The organism is Achromobacter deleyi (assembly GCF_016127315.1).
Classification (GTDB): Bacteria; Pseudomonadota; Gammaproteobacteria; order Burkholderiales; family Burkholderiaceae_B; genus Achromobacter; species Achromobacter insuavis_A.
Map to the genome: position 1 here is coordinate 6,927,177 of NZ_CP065997.1, position 19,866 is coordinate 6,947,042.

Sequence of the window (19,866 nt, forward strand, 5' to 3'; positions counted from 1 at the left end):
CAAAAAATTCTGCCACGCGTCTACGCCGCACGGGCGCCGGACTGGTTACAGTAACGAACCAGTCTTAAAAGTTTGGTAGAATCCCCGCGAAGTTGTAGACAACATATCTGTTGGTTCGCTGCTTGATTCCCGTTATTCAGGTGTTTTTTAGCGTTTTTGACGCTTTATTTCCTTGAATGCGCGAAACAGGACGCAACCATCCCCAGGCGAATGCATCGACACTCCAAAAGCGCGCGACTGAATTCATCCTCTGGCCAGGCAAACCGCGGTCTGCGTTTGCTGGCGCTGGCGGCGTGCGTCGCGGGTCTGGCGGGTTGTGCAAACACCTCTCAAAAATCCACCGCCTATACGTCCGAGATCGATCCCTACGAGACGGAATGGGTCGCCACCGCCGATGATCCCATCGGCATGCTGGTGGTACAGAAATTCAAGCGCGACCGTCAGCGCAACCACAGCGAAGTCAGCAGCGACAACGCCATGGTCAGCGAAGCCCTGAACTACCTGGGCATCCGCTATCGCTTCGGCGGCAACTCCCCCGATACCGGTTTCGATTGCAGCGGCCTGGTGACCTACACCGCCGAACGTTCGCTGGGCCTGAAGCTGCCCCGCAACGCCGCCGAAATCGCGCAGCAAGGCATTTCCGTCGCCAAGAACGAGCTCAAGGCCGGCGACCTGGTCTTCTTCAACACCCTGGGCCGCCGCTACTCCCACGTTGGCATCTACCTGGGCGACGACCGCTTCGTGCATTCGCCCAGCGCCGGCGGCGTGGTGCGGGTCGAAAACATGACCATGGCCTACTGGAGCAAGCGCTACAACGGCGCCCGCCGCCTGGACAACGGCCTGGTGGCCAGCGCCCGCGCGGCCAACTGACCTCTCGCAGTGTGACGCGCCGGCCGCGATGCGGCCATCCTCCAAACGGCGCGACCGCCACACGCAATCGGACGCAGACAGCAAAACGCCGCCGGACTTTCCAGTCCGGCGGCGTTTTTCATTCCTCTTCGCGGCCCTGGGGCCGCAGGCCGTTTCGGCCTCCCCAGTTTTCAGTGTTGGCGGCGGCGTGGCACGGCGGTGTCAGTGGACCGCGGCGCCCCGGCTGCACAGGCCACATTGCTGCAGGGCCTGCTGCATGCTGCACACCGAACGGCGACAAGCCACGACGCGGATGCCACCGCGCTGCGCCGCGTTGCGGAAGGTCTTCATGACGTTGTGGCCCAGGAAATCGGTCAGCAAAATGACCAGCTGGGTGCCCGAGGGCAGTTGTAACGTCTTCTTCTGATGCGAGGGATCACGGCCACTGATGTGGTGCGTGATCGAGATGTTGTGTCCTTTAAGCAGATCCGGAATGTTGCCGAGCCTGTCGGCGCCCACTACCACTGCACTCAATCCTGCCGTCATGTTTAACCTCACTGGGTCGTTGAGACTGGATGTAATGATAATGATTCCTATTTTTTAGTCAACTCAAATGAGATCAGTTCTTATTTAATATTTTTTATGAGCTTATGGAAAGGGATAGCGAGACACCCTGTCCACGCCCTTCCCCGCCCCCGTGTTTCCAAAAAAAAAGCGGCTCCCGACCAGGGGAACCGCTTCTTCTCGTCCGACTTCGACCGCACTCGTCATGGGCCCGCCTACTTGGCCGTTCCCTGCACGGCCTCGGTCACGACCGCGCGCGTCAGGGACGGCGCCAGCATCTCCAGGAACGTGTAGACATAGTCGCGCAGGAACACGCCGGCCTTCACGCCGACGCGGGTGGTGTGGGTGCCGAACAGGTGCCCCACCGGCAGGCCCACCAGGTTCGAATCGCGCCGCGGATCGTAGGCCACGCCGGCGATGATGCCGATGCCCAGCCCGACGTCGACGTAGGTCTTGATCACGTCGGCGTCGATGGCTTCCAGGACGATGTCCGGATGGATGCCCTGGTTGGCGAAGACCTCGTCGATCGTGCTGCGGCCGGTGAAGGCGCGGTCATAGGTCACGATGGGGAATTCGGCCAGTTGAGCCAGCGACAGGCGCTTGGCGGCGCTGGAGGTCAGCTCGGCCAGCGGATGGTCGGGCCGCACCACCACGGTGTGCTCCCAGGCGTACACGGGCAGCGTCGCCAGGCCGGGCGTCAGGGCCAGCGACTCGGTCGCCAGCGCCAGGTCGGCCTGCTCGTGCAGCACCATTTCGGCCAGCTGCGCGGGGCTGCCTTCGGCCAGCGACAGGTGCACCTTGGGGAATTGCTTGCGGAACGCCGGGATCACGCGCGGCAGCAGGTAGCGCGCCTGGGTGTGGGTGCAGGCGATCACCAGGCCGCCCTCGTCGCGGCGGGCGAATTCGTCGCTGACCTTCTTGAGGTTGTCGACTTCGCGCATGATGCGGTCGATCACCTGCGACACGGCCAGGCCGGGCTTGGTCAGGCCCTTGATGCGTTTGCCATGGCGTTCGAAGATCTTGATCCCGAGTTCGTCCTCGAACTCGATGATGGCCTTGGACACGCCCGGCTGGGAGGTATAGAGCATCCGGGCGGCTTCGGTCAGGTTGAAGTCGCGCCGGATGGTTTCGCGCACGAAACGAAATTGCTGCAGGTTCATGAATTGGCCCCTGATAGACGGGCCAATTATAAGTAATAAGGACGCCTTGTTATATGACTTATTTGTATAAGCTTAGGACAAGGCGTCCCTCTTTCAGCGCATCGAGATCGTGGTGTTCACGGTCTTGGCATGGGCCGACCAGCGCGCCGTGACGGTCTTGGTCTGCGTCCAGAACTGCACCGCCTGCTTGCCGTTGGGACCCAGGTCGCCCAGCTTGGAGCCGCGCGAGCCGGTGAAGCTGAACCATGCCACCGGCACCGGGATCGGCACGTTGATGCCGACCTGGCCGACGTCGATGTTGTTCTGGAAGTAGCGCGCCGCGCCGCCGTCCTGCGTGAACAGGGCGACGCCGTTGCCGTTGGGGTTGCGGTTGATGAACTCCACCGCCTCTTCCAGCGTTTCCGCGCCGACCACGCACAGCACCGGGCCGAAGATTTCCTCGGTGTAGATGGTCATGTTCTCGGTCACGCCGTCGAACACCGTCGGGCCGACGAAGTTGCCCTGCTCGAAGCCGGAGACCTTCAGGTTGCGGCCGTCCAGCAGCAGCTTGGCGCCTTCGTCCACGCCCTTCTGGATCAGGCTTTCGACGCGCTTCTTGGCGTTCGGCGAGACCAGCGGGCCCAGGTCGGCGGCGCGGTCCATGCCCGAATTGACCTTGAGCTTCTTGGCGCGCTCGACGAAATCGGGCAGCCAGTTACGGGCTTCGCCCACCAGCACGGCCACCGACGAGGCCATGCAGCGTTGGCCGGCGGCGCCAAAGGCGGCGCCCAGCAGCTGGTTCAGCGCCACGTCCGGATCGGCGTCCGGCAGGATCACGCAGTGGTTCTTGGCGCCCATCATCGACTGGCAGCGCTTGCCGGCGGCCGAGGCGCGGTTGTAGATCTCGGTGCCGACGCGGGTCGAACCGATGAACGACACCGCCTTGATGTCGGGATGCTCGCACAGGCCGTTGGCCGTTTCCGGGCCGCCATGCACCACGTTCAGCACGCCCGGCGGCAGGCCGGCTTCCAGCGCCAACTCAGCCAGGAACAGCGACGCGGTCGGATCCTGCTCGGACGGCTTGAGCACGAAGGTATTGCCGCAGGCCACCGCGATCGGGAACATGAAGCACGGCAGCATCACCGGGAAGTTGAACGCGGTGATGCCCGCGCACACGCCCAGCGGCTGGATCAGGGTGTAGACGTCGATGCCGGAGGCGGCGTTCTCGGCGTATTCGCCCAACTGCAGATTGGCGATCGAGCAGGCGTGCTCGACCACTTCCAGGCCGCGACCGACTTCGCCTTCGGCATCCGGCAGGGTCTTGCCATGCTCGCGGGTGATCATCTCGGCCAGCTTGCCGGTGTTGGCGCGCAGCAGTTCCTGGAACTTCAGCATGACGCGCATGCGCAGGCCCTGGCCGCTGTTGCGCCAGGTCTTGAAGGCTTCCTTGGAATTGGCGATGGCCTCGTCCAGTTCGTCGCGCGTGGCGAACGGCACCTTGGCCACGACCTCCTGGGTGGCGGGGTTGATCACGTCGCGCCATTCGGTGGTCTTGGACTGCACGAGCTTGCCGCCGATCAATAGCGGAACGCGGGGGACTTCACTCATTTGATGCTCCTCACACTGCATAGTCGATGCGGATGGAATCCGCGTTCTTGGATCTCGCGCGCGCGCCGCCGGGGTCTGCCGGCGGCGCGCCGCGCCTTACTTCTGCACCAGCGGGCAGGCCGAATCGGCCAGCGGCTGGAAGGCCTCGGCCGCCGGGATGGTGGCCACCAGCTTGGAATAGTCCCACCCGCCCTTGGATTCGGACGGCTTCTTCACTTCATACAGGTACATGTCGTGGATCACGCGGCCATCGGGCCGGATCGAGGCGTTGCGCATGATCGGATCCTTGATCGGCAGCGCGCGCATCTTGTCGGCCACCACCTTGCCGTCGGTGCTGCCCGAGGCCGCCACCGAGCGCAGGTAGTGCAGCACGCTCGAATACACGCCGGCCTGCGTCATGGTCGGCTTCAGGCCGCGGAAGGCCTTCTCGAAGCGCGTCGACCACTGCCGCGTGGCGTCGTCGTAATCCCAGTAGAAGCCGTCCACGTACGACAGGCCCTGGGCGCTTTCGAGCCCCAGCGCGCGCAGGTCGGACAGGAAGATCAGCAGCGACACCAGGCGCTGGCCGCCGGCCACGATGCCGAACTCGCGCGCCTGCTTGACCGCGTTGACCGTGTCCTGGCCGCCGTTGGCCAACGCCACCACCTGCGCCTTGGAGCTTTGCGCCTGCAACAGGTACGAGGCGAAGTCCGGCGCGTTGAGCGGATGACGCACGCTGCCGGCGACGGTGCCGCCCAGCGCCTTGACCGCCTTGGCCGTGTCGGCCTCGAGCGAATGGCCGAAGGCATAGTCGACGGTGATGAAATACCAGGACTTGCCACCCGCCTTGACCGTGGCCTTGGCGCCGCCGGCGGACTGCGAATAGGTGTCGAACATCCAGTGGAAGCCGAGCGGCGAGCATTCCTTGTTGGTCAGCGCCGTGGTGGCCGGGCCGGAGAACATCACGACCTTGTTCTTTTCGCGCGCGATGCCCTGCACCGCCAGCGCCACCGCGGAATTGGTCAGGTCGGCAATGGCGGTGACGCCGTCGCGGTCGAACCACTCGCGCGCCTTGGCCGCGCCCACGTCGGCCTTGTTCTGGTTGTCGGCCGACACCAGCTCGATCTTCATGCCCTTGCACTCGGCCGCCAGGCAATCGTCGATGGCCAATTGCGCCGCCGCCACCGAACCGGGTCCGCCCATGCCGGCATAGGTGCCCGACATGTCCGTCAGGATGCCGATCTTCACTGGCGGCTTATCCGCCGCGTACGCCTGACCCACCAGCGCTGCGCCCAGACACAAGCCTGCGGCCAGCCCGCGTGCGTGCAATTCCATGGATTTGTCTCCTGAGTGTTATGCGTTATGGCGCCGTCTTCGCGGCCCGCGGCTCCTGGAGCATTCCCCCCAGGGCTGCCGACCCAGTGTAGATGTGTGAAAATCAACAAGCAACACCAGAAATGCACATTCCTTGTGCATCAATGCACAAGCCTGTCGGGAGCGAAAAACGTGCTGGATTGGGACAGTCTGCGGTATTTCCTGGAGGTCGCGCGGACCCAGCGCGTCAGCGCCGCGGCGCGCAGGCTCGGGGTCGAGCACACCACGGTGTCGCGCCGCATCCGCGCGCTGGAAACCGAGCTGGACACGCTGCTGTTCGAGAAATCGCGCAGCGCCGGCTTCGTGCTGACAGAGGATGGCCAGCGCCTGTTCGTGCACGCGGAGCAGATGGAAAGCACGGTGCACAGCGCCCGCGAGACGCTGTCGGGGATCGGGCAGGCGCTGTCCGGCCACCTGCGCATCGGCGCCACCGAGGGCTTCGGCAGCTACGTGCTGACGCCGCTGGCGGCCGACTTCCAGCGGCGCTATCCGCACATCACGCTGGACATCCTGCCGGTGCCGCGCTTCGTCAGCCTGTCCAAGCGCGAGGCCGACCTGGCCATCACGATCGAGCGCCCCCAACGCGGCCCCTATGTGTGCAGCAAGCTGTGCGACTACACGCTGCGCCTGTACGGCACGCCCGAGTACCTGGCGCGCCATCCGCCGATCCGCGGCCGGGCCGACCTGGCGGGCCACAGCTTCATCGGCTATGTCGACGAACTGCTGTTCAGCGAGCGGCTGCGCTACCTGGAAGACCTGCTGCCGGCCAGCCGGGTGGTGTTGCGCAGCACCAGCGTGGTGGCGCAATACCACGCGGCGCTGCAGGGCCAGTCGCTGGCCATCCTGCCCTGCTTCATCGCGGCGCAGGACCCGCGGCTCAAGCCGGTGCTGGAAAAGGAAGTGGAGATCACGCGTTCATTCTGGATGTATTGCCACGAGGACCTGCGCAAGCTCAAGCGCGTGACGGTGCTGTGGGAGTTCATCCGCAAGTCGGTGCTGAAGAATGCCGACCTCTTGGCCGGCAAGCGCGGAACGATGAAATACCTGCCCTGAGGACGACAGTGGCGGCGCGGTCACGCGCCGCCGGAGACCGGGGCCAGCGGCCCGGCTCACCGATCCCCGCGCCCCTGGAACGGGCCGCGGGTCGGGCCGCTAGCTGTTCTTGGGCGCCTTGACGCGCAGGCGGCGCATCAGCAGGAATGCCGTGAAGGCGGCCACCACCAGGTGGATCGCCACGGTGCCAACGCCGAAACTGAGCTTGCCGTTGGAAATCCAGGCGCGCGATAGGTTGATCAGGTTCATGTACAGCAGGCCCACCAGGCCGGCGATCAGCAGGTCGCCGGAACGGCCCAGGCGCGGGTTCACGGCGCCCAGCGGGATCGCCAGCAACGCCAGGTTCAGCGCGGCCAGCGGCAGCGAGACGCGCCACATCACCTGCGACCAGCTGCTGGTGGTGTTGTCGGCCATCAGCTGCGGCGTGGTGCGCGCCTTGGCCGAGCGCTCGGCGGCGGCGCGCGCGGACGCGACCGGGTCGTCGCCGCCCTTGCTCTCCAGGCGCAGGCCGTATTTCTCGAAGTGCACCAGGCGGATCTCGGGCGTGCCCGGCTTCAGGTCGTAGCGATGCCCTTCGCCCAGCACCAGGAAACGGTCGCCGTTGGGCAGGGTTTCGCTGTGGGCGCTGCTGGCGGTCAGCACGCTGAGCCATTCCGGCCCGGTTTCGCGCGCGAACACGTTGCCCAGTTCGTCGGTCGGCTTGGCCGGGTCCTCGGCGAAGAACACGCGGTTGCCGCCCGCCGATTCCGCGAACTGGCCGGCCGTGACCTTGGACAGGTCGGAGCGCTGCTCGAAGCGTTCGTGGTATTCGCCGATCTGGCGATAGGCCCAGGGCGCGGCCACCAGCGTCAGGCCGGCCACCGCGATGGCCACGGGGACGGCGACGCGCAGCACCGGCTTGAGCCAGTCCGCCAGCGACAGGCCGCTGGCGAACCAGACCACCATCTCGGATTCCCGGTAATTGCGCGTGACGGTGGTGAGCACCGCGATGAAGACCGACACCGCCAGGATGGTCGGCAGCGCCGTGATGGTGGACAGCGCGGCCAGCACGAGCACGACGTCCGCCCCGATGTTGCCGCCCGCCGCTTCACCGAGCAGGCGCACCAGCAGCACGCTGAGCCATACGATGAGCAACGTGGAAAAGACAACGCCAGCGTGACTGGTGATCTCGCTGACGACAGAGCGTTTGAATAGAGACATGGGAGAATATGCGGGATAATCGACCGCATCATACAGACGCACACGGGAAACCCTCATGGAATTTAGCACACAGACCACTGCTTCCCTGCACCAGATCAAAACCGCCGCCCTGGCGGTCGGGGTCTTCGCCGACGGCGTGTTGAGCCCCGCCGCCGACCTGATCGACCGTGCCGCCAACGGCGCCGTGCGCGCCGTCACCAAGACCGAATTCCGCGGCCGCGCCGGCAGCACCCTGGTGCTGCGCGCATTGCCGGGCGTCGCGGCCCAGCGCGTGGTCCTGGTGGGCCTGGGCAAGCAGGATGAATACTCGGCCCGCGCCCACGCCTCGGCCGAACAGGCCTTCGCCGCCGCCTGCGTCTCGGCCCAGCTGACCGAAGGCGTGTCGACCCTGGCCGCCAACCCGATCGCCGACGTGGCCATCATCGCCCGCGCCCGCAGCGCCGCCATCGCGGCCGGCAGCGCCACCTATCACTACGACGCCAGCTTCGGCAAGCCCGACCGCGACGCCCGCCCCAAGCTCAAGAAGATCGTCCAGATCGTCGAGCGCGCTGACGCCGCCCAGGCCCAGAAGGGCCTGCGCGAAGGCGCCGCCATCGCCAACGGCATGGAACTGACCCGCACCCTGGGCAACCTGCCGGGCAACCTCTGCACCCCCACCTACCTGGGCGAGACCGCCAAGCGCCTGGCGCGCGAATACAAGTCGCTCAAGGTCGAGGTCATGGACCGCAAGCAGGTCGAGGCGCTCGGCATGGGCTCGTTCCTGTCGGTGGCGCGCGGCTCCGAGGAAGCGCTGCGCTTCATCGTCCTGCGCCACGCCGGCAAGCCCGCCAAGAAGGGCGCCAAGGCGTCCGACGGCCCCATCGTGCTGGTCGGCAAGGGCATCACCTTCGACGCCGGCGGCATCTCGCTCAAGCCCGCCGCCACGATGGACGAAATGAAGTACGACATGTGCGGCGCCGCCAGCGTGCTCGGTTCGTTCCGCGCCCTGGCCGAACTGGAACTGCCGCTGGACGTGATCGGCCTGATCCCGGCCTGCGAAAACCTGCCGAGCGGCAAGGCCAACAAGCCGGGCGACGTGGTCACCAGCATGGCCGGCCTGACCATCGAGATCCTCAACACCGACGCCGAAGGCCGCCTGGTGCTGTGCGACGCGCTGACCTACGCCGAGCGCTTCAAGCCCTCCGCCGTCATCGACATCGCCACCCTGACCGGCGCCTGCGTGGTGGCCCTGGGCCACGTCAACACCGGCCTGTTCAGCAAGGACGACGCGCTGGCCGAGGCCCTCTCGTCGGCCGGCCGCCAAGCCCTGGACACCGCCTGGCGCATGCCGATGGACGATGCCTACCAGGACCAGCTCAAGTCCAACTTCGCCGACCTGGCCAACATCGGCGGCCCCCCGGCCGGCGCCGTCACGGCCGCCTGCTTCCTGTCGCGCTTCACCAAGTCGTACCGCTGGGCCCACCTGGACATCGCCGGTACGGCCTGGAAGAGCGGCAAGGACAAGGGCGCCACGGGCCGTCCCGTCCCGCTGCTGATGCAGTTCCTGCTGGACCAGGCTTGAGCGGCCACCCACGGACCCCGGCATGACGCGCATCGACTTCGCCTTTGGCGCGCCCGACCGCTTGCGCATGGCCTGCCAGGTCGTGCGCAAGCGCTACCTGGCGGGCCAGCGGCTGGTGGTGTATTGCCGCGAGGGGTCGCGCCTGGCGCAGTTCGACCGCATGCTATGGGCCTTCGACGACACCTCGTTCGTGCCGCACGTCCTGGCCAATGACCCGCTGGCGGCCGAGACGCCCGTCGTCCTGACCGCCGGCGATCCGCAACAGGCCGCGCAGGCCGCCGGGGACGGCCCGAACCCGCCCTGGCTGCTCAATCTCGATGACGACTGCCCGCCGGGCTTCGAGACCTTCGAACGGCTGCTCGAGATCGTCTCGGACGATCCCGAGGACAAGCAGGCCGCGCGCCAGCGCTGGCGCGTCTACCAGGGCGCCGGCCACACGCCGCAAAGCCACGACCTGAGCCAACGGCAGCCGGGCGCCTGACCGCCCTCCCCGCATCCCGCGCCGCCCCCGGGCGGCGCCATCCAGACCCTCGGGAGCCTCCATGCCCCACCGCCCCTCCGATCCCGGCATCCCCACCCTGACCCAGCGGGCCGAACCCACGCTGTCCCCGTCCGCGCCGCTGCCGGACGCGCCGCTGCTGACCGAGGTGGCGCAGGACGATGCGCCGGCCTTTGCCGACGACGCCTTTCCGCTGCTGACGGACCTCGCTCAGGACGACGACGTCCCGCTGCTGACCGAGACAGCCGATGCCGTCGCCATGCCGCCGTCTGCCGCCGCGGCGGTTGGCGGCGCCCAGGAGGACGCCATCCCCCCGGAGGAGGCCGTCGCCTCGCCCGACGCATCGCCGCAGGCCTCGGTGCTGGCCGCCCGTCTGCAGGCGGAGGTCGAGCAGATCATGCGCCAGGCCCTGGCCGACGCCATCGAACAGATCCAGGCGCGCATGGACGAGGAATTGCCGCGTATCGTGGCGCGCGTGCTGCAGGACGTCAGGCCCGGTTGAAATCGGCATGACCATCCCCATAATGGGGTCATGCCCGCCCACCCTGCGCGCTAATTCTTCCGAAAACTGGATTCTTCAGGGAACTGTAAGGTATCCTTGGCATCTAAGCCTTCTAGGCAAATCAATTTCTGCCGTACACAGGAGTCCTCCATGAACGAATATCGTCCGTCCCCCTTTAACCGTTCCGGCACCCTCGCCGGCGCGCCGGGCGAGGTCGTGCGCAACAAAGTCCTGCGCAACACCTATTGGCTCCTGGCGCTCTCGCTGATCCCGACCGTGCTGGGCGCGGCCGTCGGCCTGTACACCGGCATCAACCGCGTCATGGGCGCCAGCCCGGGCCTGTCCGCCATCGTGTTCCTGGTGGGCGCCTTCGGCATGATGTTCGCCATCGAGAAGAACAAGAACAACTCGCTGGGCGTGGTCCTGCTGCTCGCCTTCACGTTCTTCATGGGCGTGATGCTGTCGCGCCTGCTCGGCTTCGTGATGGGCTTCAGCAACGGCTCGCAGCTGGTCATGACGGCGTTCGGCGGCACCGCGATCGTGTTCGGCACGATGGCCACGCTGGCCACCACCATCAAGCGCGACCTGTCCGGCCTGCAGAAATTCCTGTTCATCGGCGCGGTCGTGATCCTGGTGGCGGCCCTGGCCAACATCTTCCTGCAGCTGCCCGCGCTGATGCTGACCATCTCGGTGCTGGCCATCGTGATCTTCTCGGCGTTCATGCTGGTCGACCTGCAGCGCGTCGTGAATGGCGGTGAAACCAACTACGTGTCCGCCACGCTGGCCATCTACCTGGACGTCTACAACGTCTTCTCGAACCTGCTGATGCTGCTGGGCATCTTCGGCGGCAACCGCGAGTAAACGCGCACCGCTGTTACTGTCACAAGGGCCTGCATGAACAATGCAGGCCCTTTTTCATTGGAGCCAGCCATGCCCGATCGCCGCCGATTCCTGCAAGCCGCCGCCTGCGCCCCGCTGCTGGCCCAACCGTGGACCGCGAGCGCCCTGACCACCCGGCAGCCGATGCTGGCGCGCACCATCTGGTCTTCGGGCGAGATGCTGCCGGTGGTCGGGCTGGGCACGGCCGACACCTTCAACGTGTCGCCGTCCGACGCCGCCGAGATGGCGCCGCTGGCGCACGTCGTGGATGCGCTGCTGGACGGCCGCGGCTCGCTGATCGACACCGCCCCCAGCTACGGCCAGGCCGAGGCCGTCACCGGTGCGCTGCTGGCGCGCGAACCGAACCGGCGTCCACAGGTGTTCCTGGCCACCAAGATCAGCGTCCAGGGCCACGAGGCGGCCATGCGCCAGATCGAGCAGTCGCGCCGCGCGCTGCGCACCGACAAGCTCGACCTGATCCAGGTCCACAACCTGATCGACACCCGCAACCAGCTGGCGCTGCTGCGCGACCTCAAGCGGCAAGGGCAGACGCGCTATATCGGTATCACCCACTACACCGATGCGGCCCATGACGAGCTGACCGAACTGGTGGAGCGCGAAAAGCCCGATTTCGTGCAGATCAACCTGTCGGTGGGCGCGCGCAACGCCGAAAAGCGCCTGCTGCCGGCCTGCCAGGCCAATGGGGTCGCGGTCCTGGTCAACCGCCCGTTCCAGGACGGCGCGCTGTTCCGCCAGGTTAGGGACCGACCGCTGCCCGGCCTGGCCGCCGACATCGGCTGCACCTCGTGGGCGCAGCTGTTCCTGAAATTCATCATCGGCCACCCGGCCGTGACCGCGGTCATCCCCGCCACCTCCAAGCCGGCCAACATGGTGGACAACGCGCGGGCCGGCTTCGGCCAACAACCGGACGCGGCCCTGCGCGAACGCATCGCCGCCCTGCTGGGCTGACGCCATGCCCGCCGCCGGCACCTGGCGCCAGCGGACGGCGCAAGCGCTGGGGATCCTGCCCGGCGAACTGGTCGCGGGCGCCTGCGGCTTCGCCTTCTTCTTTTTCCTGTTCTGCGGCTATTTCATGCTGCGACCGATCCGCGAGACCCTGGGCATCCAGGCCGGCGTCGACCAGCTGCAATGGCTGTTCACCGCCACCTTCCTCGCCATGCTGGCGGTGGTGCCGCTGTTCGGCTGGCTGTCGGCCCGGGTGTCGCGCGCGACGCTGGTGACCTGGGCCTACACGGTGTTCGCCGCCACCATGGCCGGCTACGCGGGGCTGTTCCACTGGCAACCCGATGGCGTCTGGGCGGCGCGCAGCTTCTACGTGTGGCTGTCGGTCTTCAATCTGTTCGTGGTCTCGCTCGGCTGGAGCCTGATGGCCGACGTCTTCCGCATGGAGTCGGCCAAGCGCCTGTTCGCCTTCATTGCCGCCGGCGCCAGCGCCGGCGGCTTGTGCGGCCCCCTGCTGGGCGGCCTGTTGGCGGGCACGCTCGGCGCAGCGGGCCTGCTGCTGCTGTCGGCGTTGCTGTTAACGGCCACGCTGCCGCTCAAGCGCTGGCTGCTGCGCTGGCGCGCCGCGACCCGCCCCGAGGACGAGACCGCCGAACTGGCGCGTCCGATCCCGGGCGCCATGCTGGCGGGGCTGTCGCGCGTGTTCCAGTCGCCCTACCTGCTGGGCATTGCCGTGCTGGTGCTGCTGCTGGCCACCCTCAGCACCTTCCTGTACATGGAGCAGGCGCGGCTGGTGGCCGATACCTTCCCGGACAAGGCGCAGCGCATCCGCGTCTTCGCCACGCTGGACTTCATCGTGCAGGCCCTGGCGCTGCTGTCGCAGCTGTTCCTGACCGGCCGCGTCGCCGCCTGGCTGGGCGTGCGCTTCCTGATGGCGGCGGTGCCGCTGGCGATGGCGCTGGCGTTCCTGGCGCTGGCGGCCTACCCGGTGTTCGCGGTGCTTGCCGTGGCCATGATCCTGCGGCGCGCCGGCGAATACGCCCTGGTCAAGCCGGGACGCGAAATGCTGTTCACTGCGGTCCCGCCCGAGGACAAGTACAAGACCAAGAACGCCATCGACACGGTGGTCTATCGCGCCGGCGACGCGGCCAGCGGCTGGGTCAAGGCCGGGGTCGATGCGCTGGGCCACGGCGTGGCGCTGATCGCCCTGCTGGGCGCGCTGTGCGCGCTGGCCGCGGCGGCGCTCGGCTACGGACTGGGGCGCAAGGCCGACCGGCAGGCGCCACCGCAGCCTTAGCTTTCACCGAACAACCATCTTAGAAAACCAAACGGATTCCCGGCGCGGCCGCCGCACAATAGCGCAGCCCTCAACGTTCCGGGAATCGTCATGAAACGCTCCGCCCGCCTTGCCGCCCTGTTGCTCTGCCTGACCGCGCAGCCCGCGCTGGCCGAATACCCGGAACGGGCGATCACGATGATCGTGCCGGCCGCCGCCGGCGGCAACGCCGACATCACCGCCCGGCTCGTCGGCCAGGAAATGAGCCGCGTGCTGGGCCAGCCGGTGGTGATCGAAAACCGCGTCGGCGCGGGCGGCCGCATCGGCACCCAGGCGCTGGTGCGCGCGGCGGCCGACGGCTACACCATCGGCTATGCGCATGTCGGCACGCTGGTGCTGCATCGCTACCTCTTCAAACAGCAACTGTACAACCTGGACCGCGACATCACGCCGATCGGGCTGGTGGCCGAAACCCCCAACGTCATCGTCGTCAACGCCGCCTCGCCCTATCGCGACCTGAAGAGCTTCATCGACGCCAGCCGCGCCCAGCCCGACCGCCTGACCATGACGTCGGCCGATCCCGGCACCACCAGCGAAGTCGGCGTCAAGCTGTTCATCGCCCAGACCGGCGCGGCGGTGCGGCAGATTCCCTACAAGGCCACCGCAGCGCAACTGGCCGACCTGCTGGGCGGCCACGTCGATTCGATGATGGAGAACCTGCCGCCCCTGATCGGCAACCTGAAGGATGGCCGCCTGCGCGCGCTGGCGGTCACCACCAAGGCCCGCGCCGCCTCCAACCCGGACGTGCCGACGGTGGCCGAGCAAGGCTATCCCGACTACGAGCAATCGGCCTGGAGCGCGCTGGTGGCGCCGGCCGGCACGCCGCCCGCCGTCATCGCGCGACTGAACGCGGCGATGAATGCCGCGCTGCGCGCCGAGCCTGTCGCCCGCGAACTGCGCAGCCGCTCCCAGGAACCGCTCGGCGGCACGCCCGCCGACGTCCAGACCCAGATTCAGAAGGAACTGCCCAAATGGGAACACCTCATCAAGGCCGCCGGCACCACGCTGGATTGACCCCCCATCGCCCGCAACCGGAAGGCACGCCATGATCAAGGTGAGCCGCGAAGACTTCACCTGCGCCGCGGCGACCAACGCCTCGGCCTACCGGCGCGTCACCATCCCGGTGCTGAAGATCGAGGCCGGCCCCGGGCCGGCCGTGGCGCTGATGGCCGGCGTGCATGGCGACGAATGGGAAGGCCAGGCGGCCATCCTGCAGCTCTGGCAACTGCTGCCGGGCGTCCTGCAGCGCGGCACGGTCTACCTGCTGCCCGCCGCCAACGCCGAGGCCTCGCTGGCCGGCACCCGCCTGTCGCCTTCCGACGGCGGCAACCTGAACCGCGCCTTCCTCGGCGCGCCGGCGCGCGGCTATACCGAGAGCGTGGCCGCCGCCCTGGAGGCCCGGCTGCTGCCGCGCATCCAGGCGCTGGTGGACGTCCACAGCGGCGGCGCGTCGCTGCGCTACCTGCCGTCCTCGGTCATCACCCGCTACGGCGACGACGCCTATGATGCACGGCTGCCGGCCCTGGCCCGCGCCTTCGGCATGCCGCATTGCGTGTTCTTCCGCGGCGGCGAATCCGGCTCGATGCCGGCCGCCGCCAGCCGCCTGGGCGTGCTGCGCCTGAGCGCGGAAATCGGCGGCGGCGGCGAAACCTCCCGCGCGCTGGTGGAACGCTGCCGCGACGGCCTGCTCGGCTGCCTGGCGGAGCTGGGCCTGCTGGCCGCCGCCGCGCCGCGCCAACCGGCCCCGTCGCTGCACGACCTGGACGCGCCTGCCGCCACCCTGCGCGGCCGCGAGCCCGGCGTGTTCATTCCCGCCGTCGACCTCGGCCAGACCGTGACCGCCGGCCAGACCATCGGCCAGCTCATCGAACCCGCTCGCCCCGACCTGCCTGCGCGCGCCCTCGCCAGCCCGCAGGCCGGCACCGTCGTCTGCCTGCGCGCCATCGCCCGCAGCGACGACGGCGACTGCCTGCTGCAGGTCGCGCCCGCCCTTCCCCTGGACTCCCTTGCCTCGTTGTACTGACCCATGCAGATGAACCCCCGCTTGTCCGGCCTGCGCTGCATCCGCTGCGACAGCCGCCTGCCGCCCGCCGACTACCCGGAAGGCTGCCCGCACTGCCTGGAGGCCGGCCATCCCGCGACGCTGGAATGCCAGTACGACGCGATGCCCGGCGACGCGATCGACCTGCCCGTGCTCGACGCCGTCACGCTCGGCGAAGGCGCCACGCCCTGCCTGGACGCGCCCGCGCTGGCGCAGGCCGAGGGCGTGGGCCGGCTCTGGCTCAAATGCGAAAGCGCCAACCCCACCGGCAGCCACAAGGACCGCATGGCCGCGCAACTGGTGTCGCGCGCCCGGCTGACCGGCGCCACGCGCGTGGCCGCGGCCTCCAGCGGCAACGCCGGCGTCTCGCTGGCGGCCTATTGCGCCGCCGCCGGCCTGCAGGCCGACATCGCCATCACCCGCAACTGTCCGCCGTTGCAGCGCGACGCCATGCAACGCTTCGGCGCCCGCCTGACCGCGTTCGACGACAGCCTGGGCCGCTGGCCTCATGTCGCCGACCTGTGCCGCAACCAGGGCGCCTTCGCCGGCACCAACTACCTCAATCCGCCGGTCGGCACGCATGCCTACGGCGTCGAAGGCTACAAGCCGATCGCGCGGGAATTGTTCGACCACTGCGGCCTGCCCACCGATATCGTCGTGCCGACCGCGCGCGGCGACCTGCTGTGGGGCATCCTGCTGGGCTGGCAGCAACTGCTGCGCGCCGGTCGCATCCCGCGCCTGCCACGGCTGCATGCGGTCGAGCCGTACGCCCGCCTGTCGCGGGCGCGCGCCGCGGGCGATGCGCGCGGCCTGTGGGAAGGCGCCACCGACCAATACTCGATCGCCGGCGGCACGGTCACGCTGCAATCGCTGGAGGCGCTGGCGCGCTCGGGCGGCTCGCCGGTCGAGGTCACCGATGCCGCCGCCGCCCAGGCGCAACAGCGCCTGGAACGCCTCGGGCTGGCCACGGAGCTGTCATCGGCCGCCGCGCTGGCGGCGGTCACGCGGCTGCGCCGGGCGGGCCAGCTGGATGCGGAATCATCGGTGGTGCTGATCCTGACGGCGGACGGCCGCCGCGGTTAACGCCTGCTCGCACGGAAAGGAACCCGGCCCAGGGCGAGAGCAAAGACAACGACTGCCCGAGGCGCGCCCCTCAGCCACGTTTGACGCCGTAGCGTTCCACCAATGGCGCCAACGCGGCGCGCAGGCAGGTCGCCCAGTACTTGCCGGCCTCCGACAGCGGCCGGCTGCCATGCAGGATCATGTGGCATTCGAAATGCACCGGCGCCGCCAGCGGCCGGTGGCACAACCCGGCGGCTTCCAGCCCCACCGCGGTGGCGGGGTTGGCGATGCCGACGCCATGGCCCGCCAGCGCCAGCTGGCACACCGTGCTCGAATACGGCGTCTCGATCGCGACGCGCAGGCTGAGGCCGGCCTGCAGCACCAGTGCGTCAAGCCGCTGGCGCGAGGCGTCCTCGGCGTTCAGGGCGATCACGTCCACTTCGGCCAGTTGCGCCAAGCCGACCTGCTCCAGGCGCGCCAGCGGATGGCCCTCGGGAAATACCGTCACGGCTCGCAGGCTGGCCAGGCGATGGCCGCGCAGGCCCTCCAGTTCCGACTCGTCGGCCACGGCGGCCAGATCGAGTTCACCCGACACCACCATGTCGCGCAGCGTGTTCGAATCCCGGATCTGCAGATACAGCGGCGTGTCCGGATAACGCTCGCGAAAGCGCGCAATGGTGTCGCTGACGACCGCCCCGCTGTAGGCGTGGATGCAGCCGATGCGCAGGCGCGGCTGGGCAGCGCCGCGGATCGCGCGGATCTTGCGGCCCAGGCTTTCCAGGCCGACGTTCAGGCGACGGATTTCCTCGTACAGCAGCGTGGCCTCGGGCGTGCGCTGCATGCGCTGGCGCACGCGTTCGAACAGCCGCAATTCGATGCTGGCCTCGAGCGCGGCCAGCGTGGCGCTGACGGTAGCCGGCGACACGTCGAGCCGCCGGGCCGCGGCGGTCACGCTTTCCGTTTCATAGACGGTACGGAAGGTCTCGACCTGTTTGAGCGTGAAGGTCATGGCCGGACGCGCCGCGGCTTCAGATGCGCTGCAGGTCCATCAGCACCCGGCGCGTGGCCAGGGGCCGGCCCGCCAGGTTCTCGGCCAGGCGTTCGCGCAGGTCGCGGCGCAGCGCCGGCTCGATGACGGGGTCGTCGAAATCGGGTTCGGCCTCGTCCACGCCGTAACCGGTTTCGCGCAGCAGCGTCCACTCGAAGCGGCGCAAGGCGCCAGCCGCGCGCGTGCCGCCCGACAACTGCTGCAGCGCCATGTCATAGGCATCGAACAGCAGCGGATGGGCGTCTTCGCGCGGCAGCAGCCGCAGCAGCAGTTCATTCATGTACCACGCCGACATCAGCGCGGTGCCGCTCAGGGCGCGCACGCCCATGATCTCGGCGCGGGTCAGGGTCTTGACCTCGCCGTTGCCGGTCCAGGACAGCAGCAGCGGCTGGAACGCCGACAGCACCGGACGCAGCACGGAATACGGGCGCTTGGCGCCCTTGGCGACCATGGCGACACAGCCGTGGTCGCGGGAGAAAGTCTGAACGATGAGGGACGTCTCGCGCCACGCCGTGGCGTGGAGCATGTATCCCGGGCGATCCTGGACGCGAGGCGCCCGTCTACTCATAGCCCAGGTCGCGCAGCGCACTCTCGCGGTCGGACCAGCCCTTGCGCACCTTGATGTAGATCTCCAGGTGCACCGGCTTGTCCAGCAGCTTGGCGATGTCCTGCCGCGCCTCGGAGGCGATGCGCTTCATGTGCATGCCGCCGGTGCCCAGCAGGATGGGCTTGTGGCTGTCGCGCTCCACCACGACGCAGGCGGCGATGCGCGCGCCCTTGTCGGTCTCTTCCCATTGCTCGATCACGACCGTACAGCCGTAGGGCAGTTCATCGCCCACCAGGCGGAAGATCTTCTCGCGCACCAGCTCGGCCGCGATGAAGCGCATCGGCCGGTCGGTCAGGGTGTCTTCCTCGAACATCGGCTCGCCTTCCGGCAGGCGCGCCGCGATTTCCTGCAGCAACTGGTCGAGCTGCTGGTTCTTGGTGGCGCTGACGGGCACCACGGCGCCGAACGGATGCAGCGCCATGATCTTCGAGACGAAGGCGAACAGCTCGTCGCGGTTCTTCAGCGCGTCGATCTTGCTGACGACCAGGATAGTGCGTTCCGGCGCCGGCAGCAGCGGCAGCAGCTTGGCGTCGCCCTCCGACCACTTGCCGGCCTCGACCACATGCACCACCACGTCGACGTCGGCCAGCGCCTGCGTCACGACGCGATTCATCATGCGGTTCATGGCGCCGCCGTGGCGCGTCTGGAAACCGGGCGTATCGACGAACACGAACTGTTCGTGGTCGCGCGTCAGCACCCCATGGATGCGGTGGCGCGTGGTCTGCGCCTTGCGCGACACGATGGAAATCTTGGAACCGATCAGCGCGTTCGTCAGCGTGGACTTGCCCACATTGGGGCGGCCGACGATGGCCACGAAACCGGTACGGAAAGGGGTATCGCTCATTTAGTCTCTTGGGACACTGCCACGGGCAGCGACAACTGCGCGGTCTTGCGCGCCTTGCCCGACTTGCGGGCGGCCTTGGACGCCGGGCTGATGGCCTGCGCTGCCTCCAGCGCCAGCTTGGCGGCCGACTGCTCCGCCGCGCGGCGGCTGGCGCCGGGCGCGTTCACCTTGATCTCCAGCGCCGGAATGGCGCATTCGACCTCGAACTGCTGGCTGTGGGCGGCGCCGTGCGTGGCCACCACGGTGTACACGGGCAAGGCCAGCTTGCGGCCTTGCAGGAATTCCTGCAGCAAGGTCTTGGCGTCCTTGCCCAGGGTCTTGGGATCGACCGAGGCCAATACCGGCTGATACTGGCGCACGATCACGCGACGGGCGGCGTCGAAACCGGCGTCCAGGAACACGGCGCCGAACAGGGCTTCGACCGTGTCGGCCAGGATCGACGGACGGCGGAAACCGCCGCTCTTCAATTCGCCTTCGCCCAGGCGCAGGTATTGGGACAGCTCCAGGCGCTGGGCGATGTCCGCCAGCGAGGCCTGCTTGACCAGGTTGGCGCGCAGGCGCGACAGGTCGCCCTCGTCGATTTTCGCGTAACGCTCGAACAGCATCGCCGCGACGACGAAGTTGAGCACGGAATCCCCGAGGAATTCCAGGCGCTCGTTGTGGCGCGCACCATGGCTGCGATGGGTCAACGCCTGTTCAAGCAGTGCTGAATCACTGAAGTGGTGATCCAGCCGGTTTTCTAGCGTGGCTAGCGACAT

The 19,866-nt window shown here is 68.0% G+C and carries 20 protein-coding genes; 11 read left to right on the top strand and 9 right to left on the bottom strand.

Annotation, left to right across the window (positions count from 1 at the left end; genetic code table 11):
• Positions 1 to 210: 210 nt before the first annotated feature.
• Complete coding sequence (locus I6I07_RS31325; RefSeq protein WP_198485099.1) at positions 211 to 870, top strand: C40 family peptidase; 660 nt, start codon at positions 211 to 213, stop codon at positions 868 to 870.
• A gap of 201 nt (positions 871 to 1,071) precedes the next feature.
• On the opposite strand, the gene I6I07_RS31330 is transcribed toward I6I07_RS31325, so the two are convergent.
• From I6I07_RS31330 to I6I07_RS31345, 4 genes are all read right to left on the bottom strand, one after another.
• Positions 1,072 to 1,395, bottom strand: coding sequence for a DUF2325 domain-containing protein (locus I6I07_RS31330; RefSeq protein ID WP_035361296.1), 324 nt, complete (start codon positions 1,393 to 1,395; stop codon positions 1,072 to 1,074).
• 233 nt (positions 1,396 to 1,628) lie between these two features.
• Complete coding sequence (locus tag I6I07_RS31335) at positions 1,629 to 2,573, bottom strand: CysB family HTH-type transcriptional regulator (RefSeq protein ID WP_198485101.1); 945 nt, start codon at positions 2,571 to 2,573, stop codon at positions 1,629 to 1,631.
• 93 nt (positions 2,574 to 2,666) lie between these two features.
• Positions 2,667 to 4,160, bottom strand: a complete 1,494-nt coding sequence (locus tag I6I07_RS31340; RefSeq protein WP_198485104.1) for a CoA-acylating methylmalonate-semialdehyde dehydrogenase — start codon at positions 4,158 to 4,160, stop codon at positions 2,667 to 2,669.
• 96 nt (positions 4,161 to 4,256) lie between these two features.
• On the bottom strand, positions 4,257 to 5,474 hold the full coding sequence (locus I6I07_RS31345) for an ABC transporter substrate-binding protein (protein WP_198485107.1): 1,218 nt from the start codon (positions 5,472 to 5,474) through the stop codon (positions 4,257 to 4,259).
• A 171-nt stretch (positions 5,475 to 5,645) separates the two neighbouring features.
• Here I6I07_RS31345 and I6I07_RS31350 point away from each other — a divergent pair, with 171 nt between their 5' ends.
• On the top strand, positions 5,646 to 6,566 hold the full coding sequence (locus I6I07_RS31350; protein ID WP_006393501.1) for a LysR family transcriptional regulator: 921 nt from the start codon (positions 5,646 to 5,648) through the stop codon (positions 6,564 to 6,566).
• 99 nt (positions 6,567 to 6,665) lie between these two features.
• Here the strand turns inward: I6I07_RS31350 and lptF are convergent, their stop codons facing one another.
• Positions 6,666 to 7,766 carry an LPS export ABC transporter permease LptF gene (lptF, locus tag I6I07_RS31355; protein WP_198485110.1) on the bottom strand — a complete coding sequence of 367 codons (1,101 nt, stop codon included), beginning with the start codon at positions 7,764 to 7,766 and terminating at the stop codon, positions 6,666 to 6,668.
• 55 nt (positions 7,767 to 7,821) lie between these two features.
• Between lptF and I6I07_RS31360 the strand changes: the two genes are divergently transcribed.
• The 9 genes from I6I07_RS31360 (at position 7,822) to I6I07_RS31400 (ending at position 16,630) form a co-directional block, all read left to right on the top strand.
• Positions 7,822 to 9,327, top strand: coding sequence for a leucyl aminopeptidase (locus I6I07_RS31360; RefSeq protein WP_006393499.1), 1,506 nt, complete (start codon positions 7,822 to 7,824; stop codon positions 9,325 to 9,327).
• Positions 9,328 to 9,349: 22 nt separating this feature from the next.
• Complete coding sequence (locus tag I6I07_RS31365; RefSeq protein WP_006393498.1) at positions 9,350 to 9,808, top strand: DNA polymerase III subunit chi; 459 nt, start codon at positions 9,350 to 9,352, stop codon at positions 9,806 to 9,808.
• A 61-nt stretch (positions 9,809 to 9,869) separates the two neighbouring features.
• Positions 9,870 to 10,328: a hypothetical protein gene (locus I6I07_RS31370; protein WP_198485113.1), complete on the top strand. Its 459-nt coding sequence runs from the start codon at positions 9,870 to 9,872 to the stop codon at positions 10,326 to 10,328.
• A 150-nt stretch (positions 10,329 to 10,478) separates the two neighbouring features.
• Positions 10,479 to 11,189, top strand: a complete 711-nt coding sequence (locus I6I07_RS31375) for a Bax inhibitor-1/YccA family protein (RefSeq protein WP_006393496.1) — start codon at positions 10,479 to 10,481, stop codon at positions 11,187 to 11,189.
• Positions 11,190 to 11,258: 69 nt separating this feature from the next.
• Complete coding sequence (locus I6I07_RS31380) at positions 11,259 to 12,176, top strand: aldo/keto reductase (RefSeq protein ID WP_198485116.1); 918 nt, start codon at positions 11,259 to 11,261, stop codon at positions 12,174 to 12,176.
• Between the two features lie 4 nt (positions 12,177 to 12,180).
• Positions 12,181 to 13,467, top strand: coding sequence for an NTP/NDP exchange transporter (locus I6I07_RS31385; RefSeq protein WP_198485118.1), 1,287 nt, complete (start codon positions 12,181 to 12,183; stop codon positions 13,465 to 13,467).
• Positions 13,468 to 13,557: 90 nt separating this feature from the next.
• Positions 13,558 to 14,520, top strand: coding sequence for a Bug family tripartite tricarboxylate transporter substrate binding protein (locus I6I07_RS31390; protein ID WP_198485121.1), 963 nt, complete (start codon positions 13,558 to 13,560; stop codon positions 14,518 to 14,520).
• A 31-nt stretch (positions 14,521 to 14,551) separates the two neighbouring features.
• Positions 14,552 to 15,529 carry a succinylglutamate desuccinylase/aspartoacylase domain-containing protein gene (locus tag I6I07_RS31395; RefSeq protein ID WP_198485124.1) on the top strand — a complete coding sequence of 326 codons (978 nt, stop codon included), beginning with the start codon at positions 14,552 to 14,554 and terminating at the stop codon, positions 15,527 to 15,529.
• Between the two features lie 3 nt (positions 15,530 to 15,532).
• Positions 15,533 to 16,630: a pyridoxal-phosphate dependent enzyme gene (locus tag I6I07_RS31400; protein ID WP_198485126.1), complete on the top strand. Its 1,098-nt coding sequence runs from the start codon at positions 15,533 to 15,535 to the stop codon at positions 16,628 to 16,630.
• 70 nt (positions 16,631 to 16,700) lie between these two features.
• On the opposite strand, the gene I6I07_RS31405 is transcribed toward I6I07_RS31400, so the two are convergent.
• From I6I07_RS31405 to rnc, 4 genes are read right to left on the bottom strand one after another with little or no spacing between them, the layout of a single operon-like run.
• On the bottom strand, positions 16,701 to 17,618 hold the full coding sequence (locus tag I6I07_RS31405; RefSeq protein ID WP_061072164.1) for a LysR family transcriptional regulator: 918 nt from the start codon (positions 17,616 to 17,618) through the stop codon (positions 16,701 to 16,703).
• A gap of 19 nt (positions 17,619 to 17,637) precedes the next feature.
• On the bottom strand, positions 17,638 to 18,225 hold the full coding sequence (gene recO / locus I6I07_RS31410) for a DNA repair protein RecO (RefSeq protein WP_006393489.1): 588 nt from the start codon (positions 18,223 to 18,225) through the stop codon (positions 17,638 to 17,640).
• Complete coding sequence (gene era, locus I6I07_RS31415) at positions 18,218 to 19,108, bottom strand: GTPase Era (RefSeq protein ID WP_006393488.1); 891 nt, start codon at positions 19,106 to 19,108, stop codon at positions 18,218 to 18,220. The genes recO and era overlap by 8 nt, the downstream gene beginning before the upstream one ends.
• Positions 19,105 to 19,866: a ribonuclease III gene (gene rnc, locus I6I07_RS31420; RefSeq protein ID WP_035360081.1), complete on the bottom strand. Its 762-nt coding sequence runs from the start codon at positions 19,864 to 19,866 to the stop codon at positions 19,105 to 19,107. The genes era and rnc overlap by 4 nt, the downstream gene beginning before the upstream one ends.

What these genes read in the sequence shown, in the direction of transcription:
- I6I07_RS31325 (WP_198485099.1), top strand. Translation starts at nt 211, where the DNA reads ATGCATCGACACTCCAAAAGCGCGCGACTGAATTCATCCTCTGGCCAG.
- I6I07_RS31330 (WP_035361296.1), bottom strand. Translation starts at nt 1,395, where the DNA reads ATGACGGCAGGATTGAGTGCAGTGGTAGTGGGCGCCGACAGGCTCGGC.
- I6I07_RS31335 (WP_198485101.1), bottom strand. Translation starts at nt 2,573, where the DNA reads ATGAACCTGCAGCAATTTCGTTTCGTGCGCGAAACCATCCGGCGCGAC.
- I6I07_RS31340 (WP_198485104.1), bottom strand. Translation starts at nt 4,160, where the DNA reads ATGAGTGAAGTCCCCCGCGTTCCGCTATTGATCGGCGGCAAGCTCGTG.
- I6I07_RS31345 (WP_198485107.1), bottom strand. Translation starts at nt 5,474, where the DNA reads ATGGAATTGCACGCACGCGGGCTGGCCGCAGGCTTGTGTCTGGGCGCA.
- lptF (WP_198485110.1), bottom strand. Translation starts at nt 7,766, where the DNA reads ATGTCTCTATTCAAACGCTCTGTCGTCAGCGAGATCACCAGTCACGCT.
- I6I07_RS31360 (WP_006393499.1), top strand. Translation starts at nt 7,822, where the DNA reads ATGGAATTTAGCACACAGACCACTGCTTCCCTGCACCAGATCAAAACC.
- I6I07_RS31365 (WP_006393498.1), top strand. Translation starts at nt 9,350, where the DNA reads ATGACGCGCATCGACTTCGCCTTTGGCGCGCCCGACCGCTTGCGCATG.
- I6I07_RS31370 (WP_198485113.1), top strand. Translation starts at nt 9,870, where the DNA reads ATGCCCCACCGCCCCTCCGATCCCGGCATCCCCACCCTGACCCAGCGG.
- I6I07_RS31375 (WP_006393496.1), top strand. Translation starts at nt 10,479, where the DNA reads ATGAACGAATATCGTCCGTCCCCCTTTAACCGTTCCGGCACCCTCGCC.
- I6I07_RS31380 (WP_198485116.1), top strand. Translation starts at nt 11,259, where the DNA reads ATGCCCGATCGCCGCCGATTCCTGCAAGCCGCCGCCTGCGCCCCGCTG.
- I6I07_RS31385 (WP_198485118.1), top strand. Translation starts at nt 12,181, where the DNA reads ATGCCCGCCGCCGGCACCTGGCGCCAGCGGACGGCGCAAGCGCTGGGG.
- I6I07_RS31390 (WP_198485121.1), top strand. Translation starts at nt 13,558, where the DNA reads ATGAAACGCTCCGCCCGCCTTGCCGCCCTGTTGCTCTGCCTGACCGCG.
- I6I07_RS31395 (WP_198485124.1), top strand. Translation starts at nt 14,552, where the DNA reads ATGATCAAGGTGAGCCGCGAAGACTTCACCTGCGCCGCGGCGACCAAC.
- I6I07_RS31400 (WP_198485126.1), top strand. Translation starts at nt 15,533, where the DNA reads ATGCAGATGAACCCCCGCTTGTCCGGCCTGCGCTGCATCCGCTGCGAC.
- I6I07_RS31405 (WP_061072164.1), bottom strand. Translation starts at nt 17,618, where the DNA reads ATGACCTTCACGCTCAAACAGGTCGAGACCTTCCGTACCGTCTATGAA.
- recO (WP_006393489.1), bottom strand. Translation starts at nt 18,225, where the DNA reads ATGAGTAGACGGGCGCCTCGCGTCCAGGATCGCCCGGGATACATGCTC.
- era (WP_006393488.1), bottom strand. Translation starts at nt 19,108, where the DNA reads ATGAGCGATACCCCTTTCCGTACCGGTTTCGTGGCCATCGTCGGCCGC.
- rnc (WP_035360081.1), bottom strand. Translation starts at nt 19,866, where the DNA reads ATGTCGCTAGCCACGCTAGAAAACCGGCTGGATCACCACTTCAGTGAT.